The organism is Mesorhizobium sp. B2-7-2 (genome assembly GCF_006440775.1).
Taxonomy (GTDB): domain Bacteria; phylum Pseudomonadota; class Alphaproteobacteria; order Rhizobiales; family Rhizobiaceae; genus Mesorhizobium.
Genome location: NZ_VFTZ01000003.1, coordinates 12,078 through 29,291, shown reverse-complemented (window position 1 = coordinate 29,291; position 17,214 = coordinate 12,078). Strand labels below are relative to the sequence as shown.

Annotated in this window: 12 protein-coding genes and 1 tRNA gene; 7 read left to right on the top strand and 6 right to left on the bottom strand. The window is 64.8% G+C overall.

What is annotated here, in order from left to right; all coding sequences use genetic code 11:
* Window positions 1-13: 13 nt before the first annotated feature.
* Entirely contained in the window at window positions 14-265 is a 252-nt protein-coding gene (locus FJ425_RS05005) for a hypothetical protein (protein WP_095769959.1), read from the top strand.
* Window positions 249-473, top strand: coding sequence for a type II toxin-antitoxin system HicB family antitoxin (locus tag FJ425_RS05000; protein WP_095819825.1), 225 nt, complete (start codon window positions 249-251; stop codon window positions 471-473). The genes FJ425_RS05005 and FJ425_RS05000 overlap by 17 nt, the downstream gene beginning before the upstream one ends.
* A gap of 183 nt (window positions 474-656) precedes the next feature.
* Here the strand turns inward: FJ425_RS05000 and FJ425_RS04995 are convergent, their stop codons facing one another.
* Complete coding sequence (locus FJ425_RS04995) at window positions 657-947, bottom strand: DUF1127 domain-containing protein (RefSeq protein WP_140543446.1); 291 nt, start codon at window positions 945-947, stop codon at window positions 657-659.
* Between the two features lie 236 nt (window positions 948-1,183).
* On the opposite strand from FJ425_RS04995, the gene FJ425_RS04990 reads away from it, so the two are divergent.
* Window positions 1,184-2,140 carry a LysR substrate-binding domain-containing protein gene (locus tag FJ425_RS04990; RefSeq protein ID WP_140543448.1) on the top strand — a complete coding sequence of 319 codons (957 nt, stop codon included), beginning with the start codon at window positions 1,184-1,186 and terminating at the stop codon, window positions 2,138-2,140.
* Between the two features lie 2 nt (window positions 2,141-2,142).
* On the opposite strand, the gene FJ425_RS04985 is transcribed toward FJ425_RS04990, so the two are convergent.
* Entirely contained in the window at window positions 2,143-4,353 is a 2,211-nt protein-coding gene (locus FJ425_RS04985; protein WP_140722147.1) for an EAL domain-containing protein, read from the bottom strand.
* Between the two features lie 118 nt (window positions 4,354-4,471).
* On the opposite strand from FJ425_RS04985, the gene xseA reads away from it, so the two are divergent.
* Window positions 4,472-6,037: an exodeoxyribonuclease VII large subunit gene (gene xseA, locus FJ425_RS04980; RefSeq protein ID WP_140722144.1), complete on the top strand. Its 1,566-nt coding sequence runs from the start codon at window positions 4,472-4,474 to the stop codon at window positions 6,035-6,037.
* Window positions 6,038-6,044: 7 nt separating this feature from the next.
* Complete coding sequence (locus FJ425_RS04975) at window positions 6,045-7,163, top strand: P1 family peptidase (RefSeq protein ID WP_140722141.1); 1,119 nt, start codon at window positions 6,045-6,047, stop codon at window positions 7,161-7,163.
* Between the two features lie 34 nt (window positions 7,164-7,197).
* Here FJ425_RS04975 and FJ425_RS04970 read toward each other — a convergent pair whose 3' ends face one another.
* The 3 genes from FJ425_RS04970 to FJ425_RS04960 form a co-directional block, all read right to left on the bottom strand.
* Complete coding sequence (locus FJ425_RS04970) at window positions 7,198-7,449, bottom strand: DUF768 domain-containing protein (RefSeq protein ID WP_140543456.1); 252 nt, start codon at window positions 7,447-7,449, stop codon at window positions 7,198-7,200.
* Window positions 7,450-7,666: 217 nt separating this feature from the next.
* Window positions 7,667-7,743, bottom strand: a tRNA-His gene (locus FJ425_RS04965).
* Window positions 7,744-8,084: 341 nt separating this feature from the next.
* A complete protein-coding gene (locus FJ425_RS04960) occupies window positions 8,085-8,549 on the bottom strand; it encodes a phasin (RefSeq protein WP_140634990.1) in 465 nt (154 codons plus the stop codon).
* A 263-nt stretch (window positions 8,550-8,812) separates the two neighbouring features.
* Here FJ425_RS04960 and FJ425_RS04955 point away from each other — a divergent pair, with 263 nt between their 5' ends.
* Window positions 8,813-12,841, top strand: coding sequence for a PAS domain S-box protein (locus FJ425_RS04955; RefSeq protein ID WP_140634988.1), 4,029 nt, complete (start codon window positions 8,813-8,815; stop codon window positions 12,839-12,841).
* Window positions 12,842-13,090: 249 nt separating this feature from the next.
* Here the strand turns inward: FJ425_RS04955 and FJ425_RS04950 are convergent, their stop codons facing one another.
* On the bottom strand, window positions 13,091-15,049 hold the full coding sequence (locus FJ425_RS04950) for an acetoacetate--CoA ligase (RefSeq protein WP_140634986.1): 1,959 nt from the start codon (window positions 15,047-15,049) through the stop codon (window positions 13,091-13,093).
* A gap of 264 nt (window positions 15,050-15,313) precedes the next feature.
* Between FJ425_RS04950 and FJ425_RS04945 the strand changes: the two genes are divergently transcribed.
* Complete coding sequence (locus FJ425_RS04945; protein WP_140634984.1) at window positions 15,314-17,194, top strand: AsmA family protein; 1,881 nt, start codon at window positions 15,314-15,316, stop codon at window positions 17,192-17,194.
* Window positions 17,195-17,214 lie beyond the last annotated feature (20 nt).

Here is a 17,214-nt window from a genome sequence, read left to right as displayed (position 1 = left end):
CGGAACGACTTTCGTGAGCAAGAGACTCGAACAAATGCGCCGCAATCCTCGCGGCGACTGGTCGATGCGAGATGTTAAGGCAGTTTGCGACGAGGCCGGCATTCAATGCGTGCCGCCGAGATCGGGCGGTTCGCATTACAAGATCTACCACACGGCAATGGCTGACATTTTGACGGTGCCTTTCAAACGCCCGATCAAGCCCGTATATATTCGAAAACTCGTGTCGTTTATCGACGAGGCAAAAAAGCATGACGGACAAGCTTGAATATCCTGTCGTCATCGCACCACTCTCGATTGAGGACGGTGGCGGGTTCTCCGCTTATGTCCCGGATCTTCCCGGTTGCATGAGCGATGGCGAAACTCCCGAAGAGGCCATCGCGAATGTTCAAGATGCCATCGCGGCTTGGATAGAAGCTGCGCATGAACTTGGCCGGTCAGTGCCAAGACCGTCGAGAAAATTGGCGTTCGCCTGATCCCCTGAGACGCCTTCCAGAGAGAGGCGCGGTAAAAAAATGCCCGGTCCTGGAGGAGGAACCGGGCAATGTGCAGGCTGGCCGGCGGGGAACCGGCAGGGAGTGTGGGAGCCTGCATGAAACTTGGTCGCGCTTGGCCGTGAAAAGGTTCAACGCGACCGGAAAACCAGGCAATGCGGCCGTTCAGGCTACCTGACGAGCAAGATCCTCGATCGTGTCGGCGCGCTCGCTGGCGATGGCGCGCAGCTTCACCGTCGGATCGCGGCCGAAGGGCACGGCGACGGCGACATGGAGGTCGGCGCGGGTCAAGCCGATATCGGCAAGTTCGGCGTCCGACATCTCGCCCAGGCGATAGAAGGCGCGGCGGTTTTTCCAGGCGACATAGGCGTTGGCGAGAGCATTGAGCACGCGCGTCGCAACGGCCGGACGCGTGGTGATGCGCGGGGTCTCGGAAGCGAGTTCAATCGTGGTCATGTCAGTCTCTCCTTCAGGAGTCGAGCGGACGAAACCAGGCAAGCGGCGCCTTGGGAGAAGCGCCGCTCCAGTTTCCATTCATTGACGTGATGCATGTCGTCGTCCCAGAACTGGGAACCACTTCTGGGCGACATGCACTGCTTTCATGTGAACGATGCCAATTTGCCATCGCGAGATTGATTAATCCAACGAATGTTTTTAATCTGTAGCATCAACATCAATGATGGGTTTGACCGATGAAAGCGCCGCTCGACCTCGATCAGTTGCAAACCTTCATCTCGATCGCCGACACTGGCAGCTTCACCCGCGCGGCCGAGGAGGTGCACCGGACACAGTCGGCAGTGTCGATGCAGATGCGGCGGCTGGAGGAGCGGATCGGCAAGCCGCTGTTCGAAAAGGACGGCCGCACCAACAAACTGACCGAGGAGGGCGAGAGGCTGCTTTCCTACGCGCGGCGGCTGATCCATCTCAACCGCGAGACTTTGGCCGCCTTCGACGACCAGCGGCTCGAGGGCACGATCCGTATCGGCACGCCGGACGATTATGCCGATCGCTTCCTGCCCGAGATCATGGCGCGTTTCTCGCGCTCCAATCCGCGCGTCGAGCTGACCGTCGTATGCGAGCCGACGCCGGGGCTGGTCGAGCACATCAAGCGCGGCAATCTCGACCTGGCGCTGGTGACGCATAACGACACGCGCGGCCAGTCGGAAGTGGTACGGCGCGAGCCGCTTCTGTGGGTGACGTCCGCCAACCATGCCACACATGAGCAGGAAACCCTGCCGATGGCGTTCGGCCGGCCGAACTGCATCTGGCGGCGCGCGGCGGTCGACGTGCTCGACCGGCAGAACCGCGAGTACCGCGTGCTGTTCTCAAGCTTCTCGGCCACCGTAATCACCGCCGCCGTGCTTTCCGGCCTGGCGGTCTCGGTGCTGCCGGAATGCGCGCTGCGGCCAGGCATGCGCGTGCTCGGCGAGGCCGATGGCTTCGGCCAGTTGCCGGACTGCCGCATCGGCATCATGCGCGGCCAGACCTCGCAGCCGGAGATCGTCGACGCTTTGGCCCGCCACATCGCCGAAAGCCTCGACAACATTTCCGTGCCGCTCAGCGAGGAGGCGGGAAGCTTCGACTTCGCCGCCCTCGCCTTCGCCAAGATGAAGCGGGTCAAGGCGAACCAGATCATGCCTGGCTGGTAGAATCAGGCGCGAGCGGCGGAACGTTCCCGGTTGGCAAGTGAAACACCCGGCAGCGCAAGCAATTGGCCGGGCTCCAGCGGCGGCGACAGCAGATAGCCCTGCAACTGGCGGCAGCCCATGCCGACCAGCAAGGCCCTTTGCGCATCGGTCTCGACGCCTTCTGCGGTCACCTCGACCTTGAGCGCCTGCGCCAGCTCGATCAGCGTCTTGACGATGGCGCGCGCGCTTTCGTCCTCGTCGAGCAGATGCACGAAAGAGCGGTCGATCTTCAACTTGTCGATCGCCTGGCGGCGCAGATAGCTCAGCGAGGAATAGCCGGTGCCGAAATCGTCGAGCACGATGCAGATGCCGGATTGGCGCAGCGCGGCAATCACCGTGCCGATCGTATCATTGTGCTCGAGCAGCACGCTTTCGGTGGTCTCAAGCTGCAGGCGACAGGGATCGAGCCCGGTTTCGCTCAGGATATCGGCGACCTGTCCGGCAAAGCCGATGTCACGCAACTGCATCGGCGAGATGTTGACCGCGATCCAGGGCAATTCGGTCCCGGCGGCAAAGCGGCAGGCTTCGCCCAGCGCCCATTTGCCCAAATCGCCGATGAGGCCGCGCTCTTCCGCGATGGCGATGAATTGCGCCGCCGGCAAAGCGCCGTGCACTTCATGGCTCCAGCGGATCAGCGCTTCAGCCCCCAGTATCCCGCGGCCGTCGGCCGCGAAAACCGGCTGATAGGCGAGCTTGATGCCACCTTCGCCCTCAAGCGCCTTGCGGAGTTCCGATTCGACTTTGCGCTTGCGCAACAAGAGATCGTCCATGTCGCCGGCAAACAGCTCGTAGCGGCCACGACCGTTCTTCTTGGCCTCGTAAAGCGCGATGTCGGCCTTGCGCAACAGCTCGTCCGCATCGGTGTCCGATCCGGACGACAGCGCGATGCCGACGCTCGCGCTGACGAAGACCTGGTCGTCGATCAGCCGGAACGGCTCACGCAGCTTCAAGAGCAGCCTTTCGGCGATGTCCTCGGCACTTCCGACGTCGGGAACGTCAAGCAGGATGACGGCGAACTCGTCACCGCCGAGCCGCGCGACGGTATCGACTTCGCGGATCGCATGCTTGAGCCGCGCCGCGGTCTGGCGCACGAGCTCGTCACCAGCCGGATGGCCGAGCGTGTCGTTGATATGCTTGAAGCGGTCGAGGTCGAGGTAAAGCAGCGCGATGCGCGTCTTGTCCCTGCTGGCGAACAGCAGCGTGCGCCGCAAGCGGTCCTCGAACAGCGCCCGATTGGGGAGGCCGGTGAGCGTGTCGTGGAAGGCGAGATACTGCGCCTGGTCCTGGCTGGTCTGCAGCGCGGCCGAGGCGCGACGCAACCTGCGCAACAGGAATACCAGCACGCCGCCCGCCAACAGCAGCGCGATCGCCAAGGCAGGAGCGATCTCGCGCACCAAGGCAAGGCCGGGCCGCAGCTGGTCCCAGCCGATATAGCCGAGGATGACGCCGCGCGAATCGACCAGCGGCACGGCGGCTGCGCCAGCCGGCTGTGACAAAGGCACCAGCCGCGCGCCATCGAGCAGGTACTTTCCGGCGATCTTGCCGATCACCGCGTCATTGATGAATTCGACCGACACATGCAGGCACTCGGTGCCGCGCGCCTGAGTGATCCTGTCCGAGCTCGGCACCAGCGGCATCACACTCAGGATCGCCGGCTTGCCGTCGAGCGACACCAAATCCTCGGCCACCATCTTCGCAGGCTGGCCGTACGCATCGGTCTGCGGCGGCCCAGCCAGCATGCGACGCAGTTTTTCGATGATGGGAAGAAGCGCGGGCTGGTCCTCGCCATAGGCGGAAGCGTCGACCACCTTGCCCTCGCGCATAGCGTGGATCGCATGATTGGCGGCGTCGAGAATATAGACCCGGTTGTGACCGTAGTAGGTGAACATCCAGACACTGAGATTCTCTTCGATCCAGGTCTGGTTGCCTGCCTTCACATTGATGATCGCGTCATCCCAGACCGAAACGCTTTCCTGCTCCCGCTGAACAGACGCAATCTGGTCCTTCAAACCATCGGCGATGAACATCTTTTGTCGTACGAGCGAGGCATCATCGGCCTGGCTGGCCGCGTAGAAGCCGAAGCCCACGACGATGGCTAAAGCGAAAGTGGCGAGCGTCAGCACGGTCAGCGTGACCTGACGGGTCAACGGGCTGCTGTTTTGGCGTACGCTCATCAGGTCCCCGGCCGGCTCTTCGGGCCTGTCAAAGCAAATCGGGCTTAACATCGCGTTATAATATTAGCGCGGTTTCTCCGCGCTTGACGCGGGCCGATAAGCGTTCCCCAATCGCGCAATGAGTGAAACAGCAACCGAATCACGCAGCAACGCCACCGAATATACGGTGAGCGAGATTTCCGGCGCGCTGAAGCGCACTGTCGAGGACGCCTTCGGCAATGTGCGGGTGCGTGGCGAGATTTCCGGCTATCGCGGCCCGCATTCGTCCGGCCACGCGTACTTCGCGTTGAAGGACGACCGCGCGCGGATTGATGCGGTGGTCTGGAAGACGACCATGGCGCGGCTGAAGTTCCGCCCCGAGGAAGGCATGGAGGTGATCGCCAGTGGCAAGCTGACCACCTACCCCGGCAAATCCAACTATCAGATCGTCATCGACAATCTGGAGCCGGCGGGCGCCGGCGCGCTGATGGCGCTGCTCGAAGAGCGCAAGCGCCGGCTGCAGGCCGAAGGCCTGTTCGATGCAGGCCGCAAGCGGCGGCTGCCTTTCATGCCCAAAGTCATCGGCGTCGTCACCTCGCCGACCGGCTCGGTGATCCGCGACATCATCCACCGCATCAAGGACCGGTTTCCGCTCCATGTGCTGGTCTGGCCGGTGAGGGTCCAGGGGGAGACGACGGCCAGAGAGGTGACCGCGGCCGTGAACGGCTTCAACGCGTTGACATGGGACGGGCCCATCCGCCAACCCGATCTGTTGATCGTGGCGCGCGGCGGCGGCAGCCTCGAGGACCTCTGGGGCTTCAACGACGAAGGGCTGGCGCGTGCCGTTGCGGCGTCCGTCATCCCGGTGATCTCGGCCGTCGGCCATGAGACCGACACGACGCTGATCGACTTTGTTGCCGACATGCGCGCGCCGACACCGACGGGCGCGGCCGAGATCGCCGTGCCGGTCAGGGCGGATCTGGAGGTTACCCTGGCCAGCCTTGGCGCGCGCCTCAACGCCTGCGCCTCGCGGCATCTGGAACGCAAGCGCCAGGCGGTGCGCGCCGCGGCGCGCGCGCTCCCCTCGCCCGACCAGCTGCTGGCGCTGCCGCGTCGCCGTTTCGACGATGCGACCAGCCGCCTCGGCCGCGGGCTGACGGTGAATATCGAGCGCAAGCGGGCGACGCTAGAGCGGCAAAGGCTGACGCCGGCAACCCTGTCGCGGCGCCTCAATGAAGCGCGCACGCTGACCGGTCGCGATATTGCCCGGGCGCGAGCCGCGTTCTTCGCCATCGTGCGCGAAAGGCGCGCGCGGTTCAAACGCACGGCGGCAAGGCTGTCGCCGGCGCCGATCGTACGGCGCCAGAAGCAACAGGCCGACACGCTGGCCGCGCTGTCGCGCAGGCAGGATCAGGCCACGGCGCGGCGCCTCGACCGGCTGCGCGCGGCTCTCACCCAGGCGGACCGGCTGCTTTCGACATTGTCGCACAAAGCCGTGCTGGCGCGTGGCTTCGCGCTGGTCAAGGACGCCGAAGGCGCCGTCATCAAGCGGGTCGCGGAGCTGGCGCCGGGCGCGGCGCTGCAGCTGGAATTCGCCGACGGCAATGCCGAAGCCATCGCAACCTCCGGCGGCGCGCGGCCGAAACTGGCCGCGAAGTCGTCCGCCAAGGCCAAGGAGCCGGGCAGTCAGGGTTCGTTGTTCTGAGGTCTGAATGAGCAACCACGACCCGCATCTTCGCACGCCATCGGGTAAGCCGCGCCTGCGCTCGTTCGGCATCGCGCTCGACGGCACGCCGGGCCCTTTCAACGCCCTCACCGACGTGCCGGGCGTGTCGGTGGGCTACACGATGCTGATTTCAGGCGACGGTCCGCTGCGGGTCGGCAGCGGTCCGGTGCGCACCGGCGTGACCGCCATCCTGCCCAGGCCGGTTCAGGAACTCGCGACGCCGGTGTTCGCCGGCGTGTTCAGCCAGAACGGCAATGGCGAGCTAACCGGAACGCATATCATCGAGGAAACCGGCGCGTTCAACTTCCCGGTCACCATCACCAACACGCATTCCTGCGGCGTGACCCGCGATGCCACCTTGCGCTGGATGCACAAGGTGTTGCCGGCCGCGCTCGATAGCGGCTGGGGCCTGCCCGTGGCGGCAGAGACCTATGACGGCTTCCTCAACGACATCAACGGCCATCATGTGAGCGTCGACCATGTGGCCGCGGCACTCGACAGCGCCAGCGGCGGCGCCATCGAGGAAGGCAGCGTCGGCGGCGGCACCGGCATGATAAGCTTCGGCTTCAAGGCCGGGTCCGGCACCGCCTCGCGCGTCGTCGCATGGCAGGACAGACGCTATACGCTTGGTGTCTTCGTGCAGGCGAATTTCGGCAAGAGGCACAATTTCACCATTCGCGGCCGGCGTGTCGGCCCAGAATTGGCCCAGCCGGCCATCCGCGAGGGCACGCCCCGCGCCGAAAAGGGCTCGATCATCGCCGTCGTCGCCACCGATGCGCCGTTCCTGCCGCATCAGATGAAGCGGCTCGCCCGGCGCGTGCCGCTCGGCATCGCCATGACCGGCGGCTATGGCTATCACAGTTCTGGCGACATTTTTCTCGCCTTCTCTACCGCCAATGCCGAGGCCGCGCTGGCGCCTTCAGGCCGCATCGCCCGCGCGGAATTCATCCCGGACGTCGACATCGACCCGTTCTTCGACGCGGTCGTGCAAGGCGTGGAGGAAGCGATCCTCAACGCATTGGTCGCCAATGCGGATATGACGGGGCGCGACGGCAATTTCGTGCCGGCGCTGCCGAAGGAATGGCTGAAGGAAAAGTTCGGCTGAGAAACGGCGCCGCCGGCCTGTGGCAGGCGGGTGTTTATTCCGGTTTGTCCGGCTTGACTTCGCTGGTGCCCTCTTCGGCGGCCTCCTCGAGGCGCGAGGCGATCAGTTCCTGGATGTCGCCGACCTCTTCCTGGATGTCCTCGAGCAGAATGCCTGCCTCGGCAGCCTTGGCGCAGCACTCCCTGGCGAGGGTCTCGGCTTGCTTGTCGATCTTGATCGGCAAATCCTGGCATTGGACTTTCTCGCCAATCCATCCGCGCAAGAACTCGATCGCATGTTCACTCATACTGCTTTTTCCCTAGCGGCAAAGCCGGTTGGTAGCCATGAACGTCCGCACCCCTGCAAGGATGCATGCCCCATTCGACCCGAGTCGGCCTCGACCGGCAAGACACCTTGTCCGTGGGATAAGACATCCCGCCCATGGGACAAGAGATCTTGCCCATGGTCCGCGGAGCCGAAGGAATGGAAGGGTTCAAGGTGCACGTTCAGATCATCGAGAGTGATGGTACCGTTGGCTGGGATCGAACCAGCGACCTCCGGATCCACAATCCGGCGCTCTAACCAGCTGAGCTACAACGGCCTGCCTGCCTGAGCTGGATCGAGGTGAAAGCTTCATTCTCCGTGATCCGCTCTGTCGTTCGGCGATGCGTCAAATACGGGCTATCGGATTCTAATTCAAGGGCTTTGATAAGGTAAACGATTGGTTTCCTCATCCGCCTGTCGTCAAGGCAAAAGAAAAGGCCGGCGGGAGGAGGTGCCGGCCTTTTCCTGTTACGAGCCAGCGGGAGGAGGTGCTGGCTGGTCACCCCGGAAACGGAGGGAGGAGGTTCCATTTCCGGGTATCTGGTTGCTAACCTATCGCACGACTATTTGTCTGACGAAATGCGACGTTTTGATGCATCGCAGGGTTGTGCGCTGAAATCAGGCGGCCTTGACGTCCTTCATCGCCTTCTCGAAGGCGCTCTTGACCGGCTTGGAGACGTCCTCGACCGCCTTGGTGGCAACGGTCTGGAACTCCTTGGCCTGCTCGACGGCCATTTCGACGCGCTTGCGCAGGAAGGAGGTCTGCAGCTCGACGACTTCCGAAAGGGTCTTGGCGCCGACCAGGGCTTCGAGGTGCGAGAAGCTTGCCTCGGCGTTGGCGCGCAGCGCGGCGATGGCCTTCAGCGAAACGTCGCTGGAAACGGTCTTGGCGGTCTCGTAGGTCGACTCCAGAACCTTCTGGGTCTCCTCGGCGCCGGTCTTCAGCTTGGCATAGGCTTCCTTCGACTGCTCGACGCCCTTCTCGGCGAAAGCGCGGATCTGGTCGGTGGCCTTGGAAGCATCAAAGCTCGGGAATTCGACGTTTTCGATGGTCTCGGAGGGCTTGGCAGTGGTCTTGGACATTTTCCAACCTTTCGGGGCAGCGGCTTTGACAGAAAGCCGTCTCGTTCATGTATGATGGCAATATAAAGGATCTTTTTGTGCGTTGCAATATCTTTGCTGCACCGCACCATAAAATCTTTCCCCAGCGTCAGCCACGAGAGCCGTTAACCAAGAGCCCAGAGATTTCGACGGATGCAAGCTTAGGCTTGTGGACCTCCGGGCCGCGGGCTTTTATTAACAAAGCGTTAACTGAAAAATGCCCGCTCCGGAGGGTTGGCCAGCGCATGCCGCCTGAAAACTACTCCTTCCTCGACGTTGCCGTGCTCGACGCGGTGCGCCAGCGCTTTGCCGCGGGCGATGCTTTGGCCATTTTGTCGGTCGACCTCGAACAGGTGATCTGGGCGAACGGTCCGGGGGCGTCGGCCTTCGGCTATCCGGATATCGAGGCCATCATCGGCGCCTCGGCGCGGCTGCCGCTGATCGCCCGCCGGCAGATCATGGCGACCAGCGGTTTTCCCGACATCGGCAGCGACCGCGCCGTCACGGTGAGGCTGGCCACCGGCATGGAAAGCCGCGCCGTCGGCTTTCTGGCCAGCGCAGTGACGATGCCGGACGGCGAGGCGGCAATCATGCTGGCGGTGCCGGCGGCGCAGACCACTTCGCGCAGCGCCGGCGAGATCGCCAGCCGCGCCATCGGCGGCTTTACCGAGGCCGGGCATTTCATTGCCTTTGTCGACGCGCAAGGCGAGGTCGAGGCAGCCTCGGACGGCTTTGCGGCGCTGGGCATCGAGCCGCGGACGTTGGCTGCCCTGGTTGCGGATGTGGCAAGCAGCGGCGACCGCATCGTCAAACGCCTCGTGCCGGGCACCGACACCGCCTACCCGGCCGGTTTTGCGCGGCTCACCGATACGCGCCATCTGCTGGTGGTGATCGACGAGGCGCAGCTCGACGACTCCGATAGCGGCCAGGACGATCGGCCGGCCGCCGACCAAGGCGATCGGACCGGCGATCAGGGAACTGCCGCGCCAGAGGCGGTTAGCGCCCCGCCCCAAGGTGAAAGTGCTGCAATCGAGCCCGAGTCTCAGCCTGTCCAGGACAACCCAGTGCCTACCGTGGCGGCTGGCAAAGAGGACGAGCCGGCGCCAGAGGCTCCCGACGGCGACGCACGGCCCGACGCGGAGAGCCGGACCTTGGCCGGCCAGCGGCCTACCCGGACTGACCATCAGGCCGACACCGCCGGCGCCGGCCAGCACGACCATTGGTACTTCAATGCCGGCGACGATGGCGCCGGGCATGCTCAACCGACAGCGCCGACGAAGGGCGAGCCGGAAGGTGCCGTCGCAGCCGAAGGCCAAGGACAGCATGGCGCCGAAGCAGCCGGAGACGAAACCGCCAAATCGGTCCAGTCGACCTCGCCCCGCGACATCGACCGCTCGGCGCCACCGCTGCGCTTCGTCTGGCGCACCGACGCCGAAGGTCGGTTCAGCGCGCTGTCGCCCGAATTCGCCGACATCGTCGGCCAGCCTGCCGCCGATGTGATCGGCCGCCGCTTCAAGGATGTCGCCGCCACTTTCGGTCTCGACGCCTCGGGCGAGATCGCTGGCCTGCTCGACCGGCGCGATACCTGGTCCGGCCGCTCGGTGCTGTGGCCGGTGGCCGGAACGGGTCTGAAGATCCCCGTCGATCTGGCGGCGCTGCCCGTCTATGGCCGCAGCCGCGCCTTCGAGGGTTTTCGCGGCTTTGGCGTCGCGCGCAGCGGCGACGCTGTGGTCGATCCCGAAGCGCTTGGCATGGCTCTGGTGCCGAACGCCGCCCCCGCTGAGGCCACCTCCGCCGGAGCCGACGCGTCGGGCGAGCAGCCGGCAGAGCATACGCCGCCGGAAAAGCCAAAGCCTGAAGACCCCTTCCGGGGCGAAGTGCCGGCGCTGACCATAGTGCCGAAGCCGGAGCGGCGCTTTGCCGACAAGGTGATAAGGCTGGCCGAGCATCGCCAGCCGGCCAACGACAAGCAACCGGGAAGCGACACGCCGGCAAATCAAAAGGGGCTGTCGATCCTCGAGCGCAGCGCCTTCCGCGAGATCGGCGAGCGGCTGCGCAAAGACAGTTCCGCCCCTGCCGAGGAACGCGCCCCCGAAGCCGACAAGCAGCCCGATGCCGCTGTTGCCAGCGAGGACGCGGCAACGGCGAAGGAAGCGGCCAGCGAAACAAGGGCCGACGCAAACCAGCCGCTTCCACCCGACGCGGCGGAGCACGACGGTTCCGCCCAGGACGCGAGCTTGTCCACGCCCTCGGAAGCCGACGACGCGAAGGCCGCGGAAGCGGAGACCGAGGCGGAAGACCAGGAAGACCTGGCGCGGCTCGACGGCATCGATGGCGCCGCCGAGATAGACGACGCCGGCCAGGCCGAGACCTCGGCCGGTTCCGGCTCGCTGCTCAACTTTGCCGATGGCAAGAAACCCACGGAGGATGCCGGCATCGCGCCGGTTTCCCAGAACGAGCAAGCAGAGGGCGCCCGGGAGGACGCCGAACCTGCTGCCGCGAAGCCGCAGCGGCCCGTCGAAGAGCCTGCGGCGCAGCCTGTCGCGGCCGGGCAACCCGCCTCCGATGCCACGGCCCACGACAGCATGACCGCCGACGACTTCCGCGATGCGCAGGACAATGAGGATTGGGCAGGCTCGGATGCAGATGCCGCCAAGGCCGCGGAAGAACAGCCGGAAGAACCGGACGCGACGGCCGCGGCGCGGCGACGCCTCGACGTGCCGCCGCTTAAACTTTCCGGTTTTGTGCCGTCCGCGTTTTCGACCGGAGAGGAAGCCAAGGCCCCCGACACGTCCATCCTGGCCAGGCTGCCTGTGCCGCTGCTCATCCATTCGGGCGACATGCTGCATTATGCCAATGACGCCTTCCTCGAACTCACCGGCTATGATGCGCTGGACGACCTCGCGGATGCAGGCGGCTTGGGCGCGCTCTTCGCCGACCCTTACGCCGAGGACGCCGCTACGGACGAAAGCGACCACTCGCTGAAGCTCAGGGCCCGCCAGGGCCTGGAATTCCCGATCGACGCGCTGCTGCGCTCGGTGCCGTGGCGCGGCGGCAAGGCGCTGATGCTGGTGGTGCGGCGCTCCGGCGAGGACGATGCGGCGCATTTCACCGCCGCGAATGACGAGCCGGCACTGCAGCCGGACGTGCCGGAACTGAAATCGCGCATTGCGGAGATGCGCACCATCATCGATACCGCTACCGACGGCGTCGTGCTGATCGGCCGTGACGGCAACATCCGCTCGATCAGCCGGCCGGCCGAAGCGCTGTTCGGTTTCGACAGCGACGAGGTCGCGGGCAAGCCCTTTGCCTCGCTGTTTGCCATAGAAAGCCAGCGCGCGGCGCGCGACTATCTGGCCGGCCTTTCGGAGCCGGGTGTCGCGAGCGTGCTCAATGACGGGCGCGAGGTCATCGGCCGCGAGGCGCAGGGGCGTTTCATCCCGCTGTTCATGACCATCGGCAGGCTGCCCAACGACAGCGGCTTCTGCGCCGTCGTGCGCGACATCACGCAATGGAAGCGGGCCGAGGAAGACCTGACGCAGGCACGCGCGGTTGCCGAGCGCGCCTCCTCGCAGAAGACCGATTTCCTGGCCCGCATCAGCCACGAGATCCGCACCCCGCTCAATGCCATCATCGGCTTTTCCGAGCTGATGGTAGACGAGAAATTCGGTCCGATCACCAACGACCGCTATCGCGACTACCTGCGCGACATCAACCGCTCGGGCAACCATGTGCTCGATCTCGTCAACGACCTGCTCGACATCTCCAAGATCGAGGCAGGCCAGCAGGAGATGGATTACGAGGCGGTGTCGCTCAACGACACGCTGGCCGAGACGGTGGCGATGATGCAGCCGCAGGCCAATCGCGAACGGGTCATCATCCGATCCAGCTTTGCCTCGCGGCTGCCGGAAGTGGTGGCGGATCTGAGAAGCGTGCGCCAGATCGCCCTCAACATCCTGTCCAACGCCATTCGCTACACCCAGGCCGGCGGCCAGGTGATCGTCTCGACCGCCTACGAGGCCTCGGGCGATGTCGTCATGCGCGTGCGCGACACCGGCATCGGCATGACCCAGGCGGAGATCGAGCAGGCGCTGAAGCCGTTCAAGCAGATTAATGCGTTGAAACGCGGACGCGGCGACGGCACCGGCCTCGGCCTGCCCCTCACCAAGGCTATGGTTGAGGCCAACCGCGCCCGTTTCGCCATCACCTCGACGCCAGGAGAAGGAACGCTGGTCGAAGTCGGCTTCCCCTCGACGCGCGTGCTCGCCGAATAACATTGCACGCGACGGCGGCGGCCAAAGAAAAAGGCGTCCAAGAGGACGCCTTGAGAAATGGGATGCTGTCACAACGGGGGCTTGAGCTGAACCTCAGGGGACGAGGAACGGGATTTCTCCCTCAAGTTACACGCGACTATCAGCGTCGTCTCTTAACAAGTCCTTACCGGGCCGCGAAAAAATTTACGAATGTGTACCACCCGTGAAATCTAGGTAAATTCGCCGGACAGATTTCGTTAACCACATCGGTCAGCTTGCTAGCTGCGGCAGGTCGCGGAACAGCTCCAGCGCCTCGGGATTGGCGAGCGCTTCCTTGTTCTTCACGGCGCGGCCGTGGACCACGTCGCGCACGGCGAGCTCGGTGATCTTGCCGGACTTGGTGCGCGGGATGTCGGCGACGGCGACGATCCTGGCCGGCACGTGGCGCGGGCTGGCGCCGGCGCGGATCCTGGCGCGAATGCGCTTTTCCAGATCCTCGTCCAGGGTCACGCCGGGGGCGAGCCGCACGAACAGCACGACACGGACATCATTGTCGAAATCCTGGCCAATGCAGAGCGCCTCGAGGATTTCCGGCATCTGCTCGACCTGGTTGTAGATCTCGGCCGTGCCGATCCTCACGCCGCCCGGATTGAGCGTGGCATCGGAGCGGCCGTGGATGATCATGCCGCCATGTTCCGTCCATTCGGCGAAGTCGCCATGGCACCAGACATTATCGAAGCGCTCGAAATAGGCGGCGTGATATTTCATGCCTTCGGGGTCGTTCCAGAAGCCGATCGGCATCGACGGGAAGGCCTTGGTGCAGACAAGCTCGCCCTTCTCCTGCCGGACAGGCTTGCCGTCGTCGTCCCAGACGTCGACCGCCAGGCCTAGGCCGGGGCCCTGGATCTCGCCGGTCCAGACCGGCTCGGTCGGCACGCCGAGCACGAAGCAGGAGACGATGTCGGTGCCGCCCGAGATCGAGGCCAGATGCACGTCCTTCTTGATGCCGTCATAGACGAAGCGGAAATCCTCCGGCGACAGCGGCGAGCCGGTGGAGGAGATGGTGCGCACGCTCGACAGATCGTGGCTCGCGATCGGCTTCAGGCCGGCCTTGCGAACCGAATCGATGAATTTGGCCGAGGTGCCGAAATAGGTCATCTTCTCGGCATCGGCGAAATCGAACAGCGCGTTGCCGTCGGGGTAGAAAGGCGAGCCGTCATAAAGCAGCAGCGTCGCGCCGGAGGCGAGGCCCGAGACCAGCCAGTTCCACATCATCCAGCCGCAGGTGGTGAAATAGAACAGGCGATCGCCGTCGAGCAGGCCGGCATGCAGCCGGTGCTCCTTGACGTGCTGGATCAGCGTGCCGCCGGCCGAATGCACGATGCATTTCGGAATGCCGGTCGTGCCCGAGGAAAAAAGGATGTAGAGCGGATGCGCGAAGGGCAGCCGCTCGAAGCTCACGGGCTTTGCGGCAAAGGGCGAGAGCGCGTCTTCGAGCGCGGCTGCATTGCCGATGGTGGCGGCAACGTCGCTCGAGGTGCCGAGATAGTTGACGATCAGCACCTTGCCCAGGCTTGCCAGCTTGTCCGCGACAGCGCGGATCTTGTCGGCCACCTCGATCGCCTTGCCGTTGTACCAATAGCCGTCCGGCGCGATGAAGACGACCGGCTCGATCTGGCCGAAGCGGTCGAGCACGCCCTGCTCGCCGAAATCGGGAGAGCATGACGACCAGACCGCGCCGATCGAGCTTGCCGCCAGCATCGCGGCGATGGTTTCGGGCATATTCGGCATCATGGCGGCGATGCGGTCGCCGGCCTTGACGCCGAGCGACAGGAAGAGCTGCTGCAGGCGCGAGGTCAGCGCGTGGAGCTCGTTCCAGGAGAGCCGCCGCTCGACCTTATCCTCGCCGCGAAAGACGATGGCCGGGCCGCCGCCGGTCTTCTGCAAAAGGTTCTCGGCGAAATTCAGCCTGGCATCCGGGAAGAAGCTGGCGCCGGGCATCCGCTCGCCGTCGACGAGGCGCCGCTCGCCCTTGTCGCCGACAAGCGCGCAGAAATCCCAGACCAGATCCCAGAAGGCTTCGCGGTTGTCGATCGACCAGCGATGCAGTTCGGCATAGCCGGAGAAAGAACGCGCAGCCTTTGTCTCCGCGGCCTTCATGAACGCGGTCATCGGCGCTGCGTCGATCCGCTCCTGCGTCGGGGTCCACAAAGGTGTGTCGGCGGCCATGATCGCTCCTCCCAAAGCGTCGCGTTCGAGCCAGTTAAGCCCAACGTCGCATATGCCATCGTCCCAGAAACGGCGTGCGATTGCGGATCGGGATCGTGCAGACCGCTTATGCATATTGCGGCGCAGCAGAGCAAGATTTTGTTCGGGCGACCCATGGCGGCCGCTGTGCAAATGCCATCGCAAGGCCATAAAGACTTGAAAAGCGTCGGCGCTCGGTTACACCCGTCGGGCGATTTTGTCGGCAACGAAAGCATACGGGGCGAAATGCCATCATCTCTGATCCGGCGCGGGGTGTGGGCGATCGGCGTTGCCGTGCTCGTCATCGCGCTTGCGGTCGCGGCGCTGCCGCTCATTGCCTCGACGCGCATTGTGCGCGACCGCATCGCCTGGGAATTGAGCGCCTGGAGCGGCTTCAGGGTCACGATCGACGGGTCGCCGCGCATCGAGGTGTGGCCGAAATTCCGGGCCATCCTCAGCGACGTGACGCTGTCGCAATGGACCGAGACCGAAGCGCCGCCGGTGGTCGAGGCCGATCGCGTGGAAGTCGATCTCTCCGCCATGGCGGCCTTGCAGGGCAACGTCGCCTTCTCGACCGCCAGGCTGGTGCGCCCGACTATCAGGGTGCAGCGCACCGCCAGCGGCTTCTATCTGCCGCCGCTTCCGACCGGCGGGCGCATCACGCGCTCGATCGACACCGCGCGCGGCGTGGTCACCGCCAACCCGCAGAAGCCGGATCTCGGCAAATTGCCGTCCGATCCGTTCGGCACCGTCGAATTCCGCGATGGTCGCGTGGTGACTTCGGTTGACGGCAAGGACATCGAAATCCTGAGCAGCCTGAGCGGTCAGGTGAACTGGGAAGCGATGAACAGCGAGGCGTCGCTGACCGCGAGCGGAATCTGGCGCGGCGAAAGCATGCAGCTCGATTTCTCCTCGGCGAAACCGCTGGTGCTGTTTGGCGGAGGGGCGGCACCCGTCACCTTTTCCTTCAAGGCGGCTCCCGCGACATTCTCCTTCGACGGCACGGCCTCGATGTCGGACAATGCCTATCTGGACGGCCAGGCGAAGTTTGCCGCCCCGTCGCTGCGGCGCGTGCTGGAGTGGTCGCAGGCAGGGATCGCGCCGGGTGCTGCGATCGGCGCGGTCTCGATCGCCAGCAAGGTGAACGCCTCGGCAGGGCGCGCGAAATTCGAGAACACCACGGTCACGCTCAACAACAACCCGGGCATGGGCGCGCTGGATTTCTCCTTCGCCGAGGGGAACCCGGTGATTGCCGGCACGCTCGCCTTCGACACGCTGGATCTCAGATCTTTCCTGTCGGCTTTCACGCCTGTCGCGCCGACCGGCGAGGCCGGCCCCGGCGATGTCGACACCAGTTTCGCCGACCGCATCAATCTCGACCTCAGGCTGTCGGCGGCGCATGCCATGGCGGGGCCGGTCCAGCTCTCCGACGTCGCGGCAACCGCGCAGGTCAAGAACGGTCTTGCCGTCTTCGACATATCCGACGCTTCGGCCTTCAACGGCAACATCCAGAGCAGCCTGCGCTTCGACCGCAAGCCGGAAGGCACGCAGGTCGAGATGCGGCTCCTGGCATCGGACGTAGATACGGGCGCCTTTGCCACGGCGGCGGGAATGACGCGGCTGGTGCCGGCCAGCACCGGGACCGTATCGGTCATCCTCAAGGGACCGGGCAAGGCCTGGAATTCCATCTTCGAGAATGCCGACGGATCGTTCTCGGCGACGTTGGGTCCGGGCACTATCAACGGGCTCGACCTGCCGGCCTTCCTCAAGCGCAACCAGCAGGGCGGCTTCTTCGCGCTCGACGACGTCGCCAATGGATCGCTGCCGATCGACGGCGCCGAGATCAAGGCAAGCATTTCGAAGGGCGTGGCGCGCCTGGACAAGGCCGAGATCAATTCGCAGAAATACAAGATCTGGCTGTCCGGCATCGCCTCCTATGTCGGACGCGGGCTGGCGCTCTCGGGCGGAGTGGTGCCCAACGGACAGCCGGCGCAGCAGCCGCAGCAGGCCAACAGTCAGGCGGCCAGCCCGGCTTCCGCGCCGCCGAGCCAGCCGCTGTTTTTCGTCGGCGGCAACTGGAGCGCGCCGTTCATATCGCCGATCGCTCCCGGCGTTTCAGGCCAGTAAATGCGAGGGACGCAAAGCGT

Excerpts from the sequence above, each read along its gene's own strand:
- xseA (WP_140722144.1), top strand. The coding sequence starts at position 4,472 with ATGAGTGAAACAGCAACCGAATCACGCAGCAACGCCACCGAATATACG.
- FJ425_RS04995 (WP_140543446.1), bottom strand. The coding sequence starts at position 947 with ATGACCACGATTGAACTCGCTTCCGAGACCCCGCGCATCACCACGCGT.
- FJ425_RS04975 (WP_140722141.1), top strand. The coding sequence starts at position 6,045 with ATGAGCAACCACGACCCGCATCTTCGCACGCCATCGGGTAAGCCGCGC.
- FJ425_RS04960 (WP_140634990.1), bottom strand. The coding sequence starts at position 8,549 with ATGTCCAAGACCACTGCCAAGCCCTCCGAGACCATCGAAAACGTCGAA.
- FJ425_RS04990 (WP_140543448.1), top strand. The coding sequence starts at position 1,184 with ATGAAAGCGCCGCTCGACCTCGATCAGTTGCAAACCTTCATCTCGATC.
- FJ425_RS04985 (WP_140722147.1), bottom strand. The coding sequence starts at position 4,353 with ATGAGCGTACGCCAAAACAGCAGCCCGTTGACCCGTCAGGTCACGCTG.
- FJ425_RS04950 (WP_140634986.1), bottom strand. The coding sequence starts at position 15,049 with ATGGCCGCCGACACACCTTTGTGGACCCCGACGCAGGAGCGGATCGAC.
- FJ425_RS04945 (WP_140634984.1), top strand. The coding sequence starts at position 15,314 with ATGCCATCATCTCTGATCCGGCGCGGGGTGTGGGCGATCGGCGTTGCC.
- FJ425_RS04955 (WP_140634988.1), top strand. The coding sequence starts at position 8,813 with ATGCCGCCTGAAAACTACTCCTTCCTCGACGTTGCCGTGCTCGACGCG.
- FJ425_RS04970 (WP_140543456.1), bottom strand. The coding sequence starts at position 7,449 with ATGAGTGAACATGCGATCGAGTTCTTGCGCGGATGGATTGGCGAGAAA.
- FJ425_RS05000 (WP_095819825.1), top strand. The coding sequence starts at position 249 with ATGACGGACAAGCTTGAATATCCTGTCGTCATCGCACCACTCTCGATT.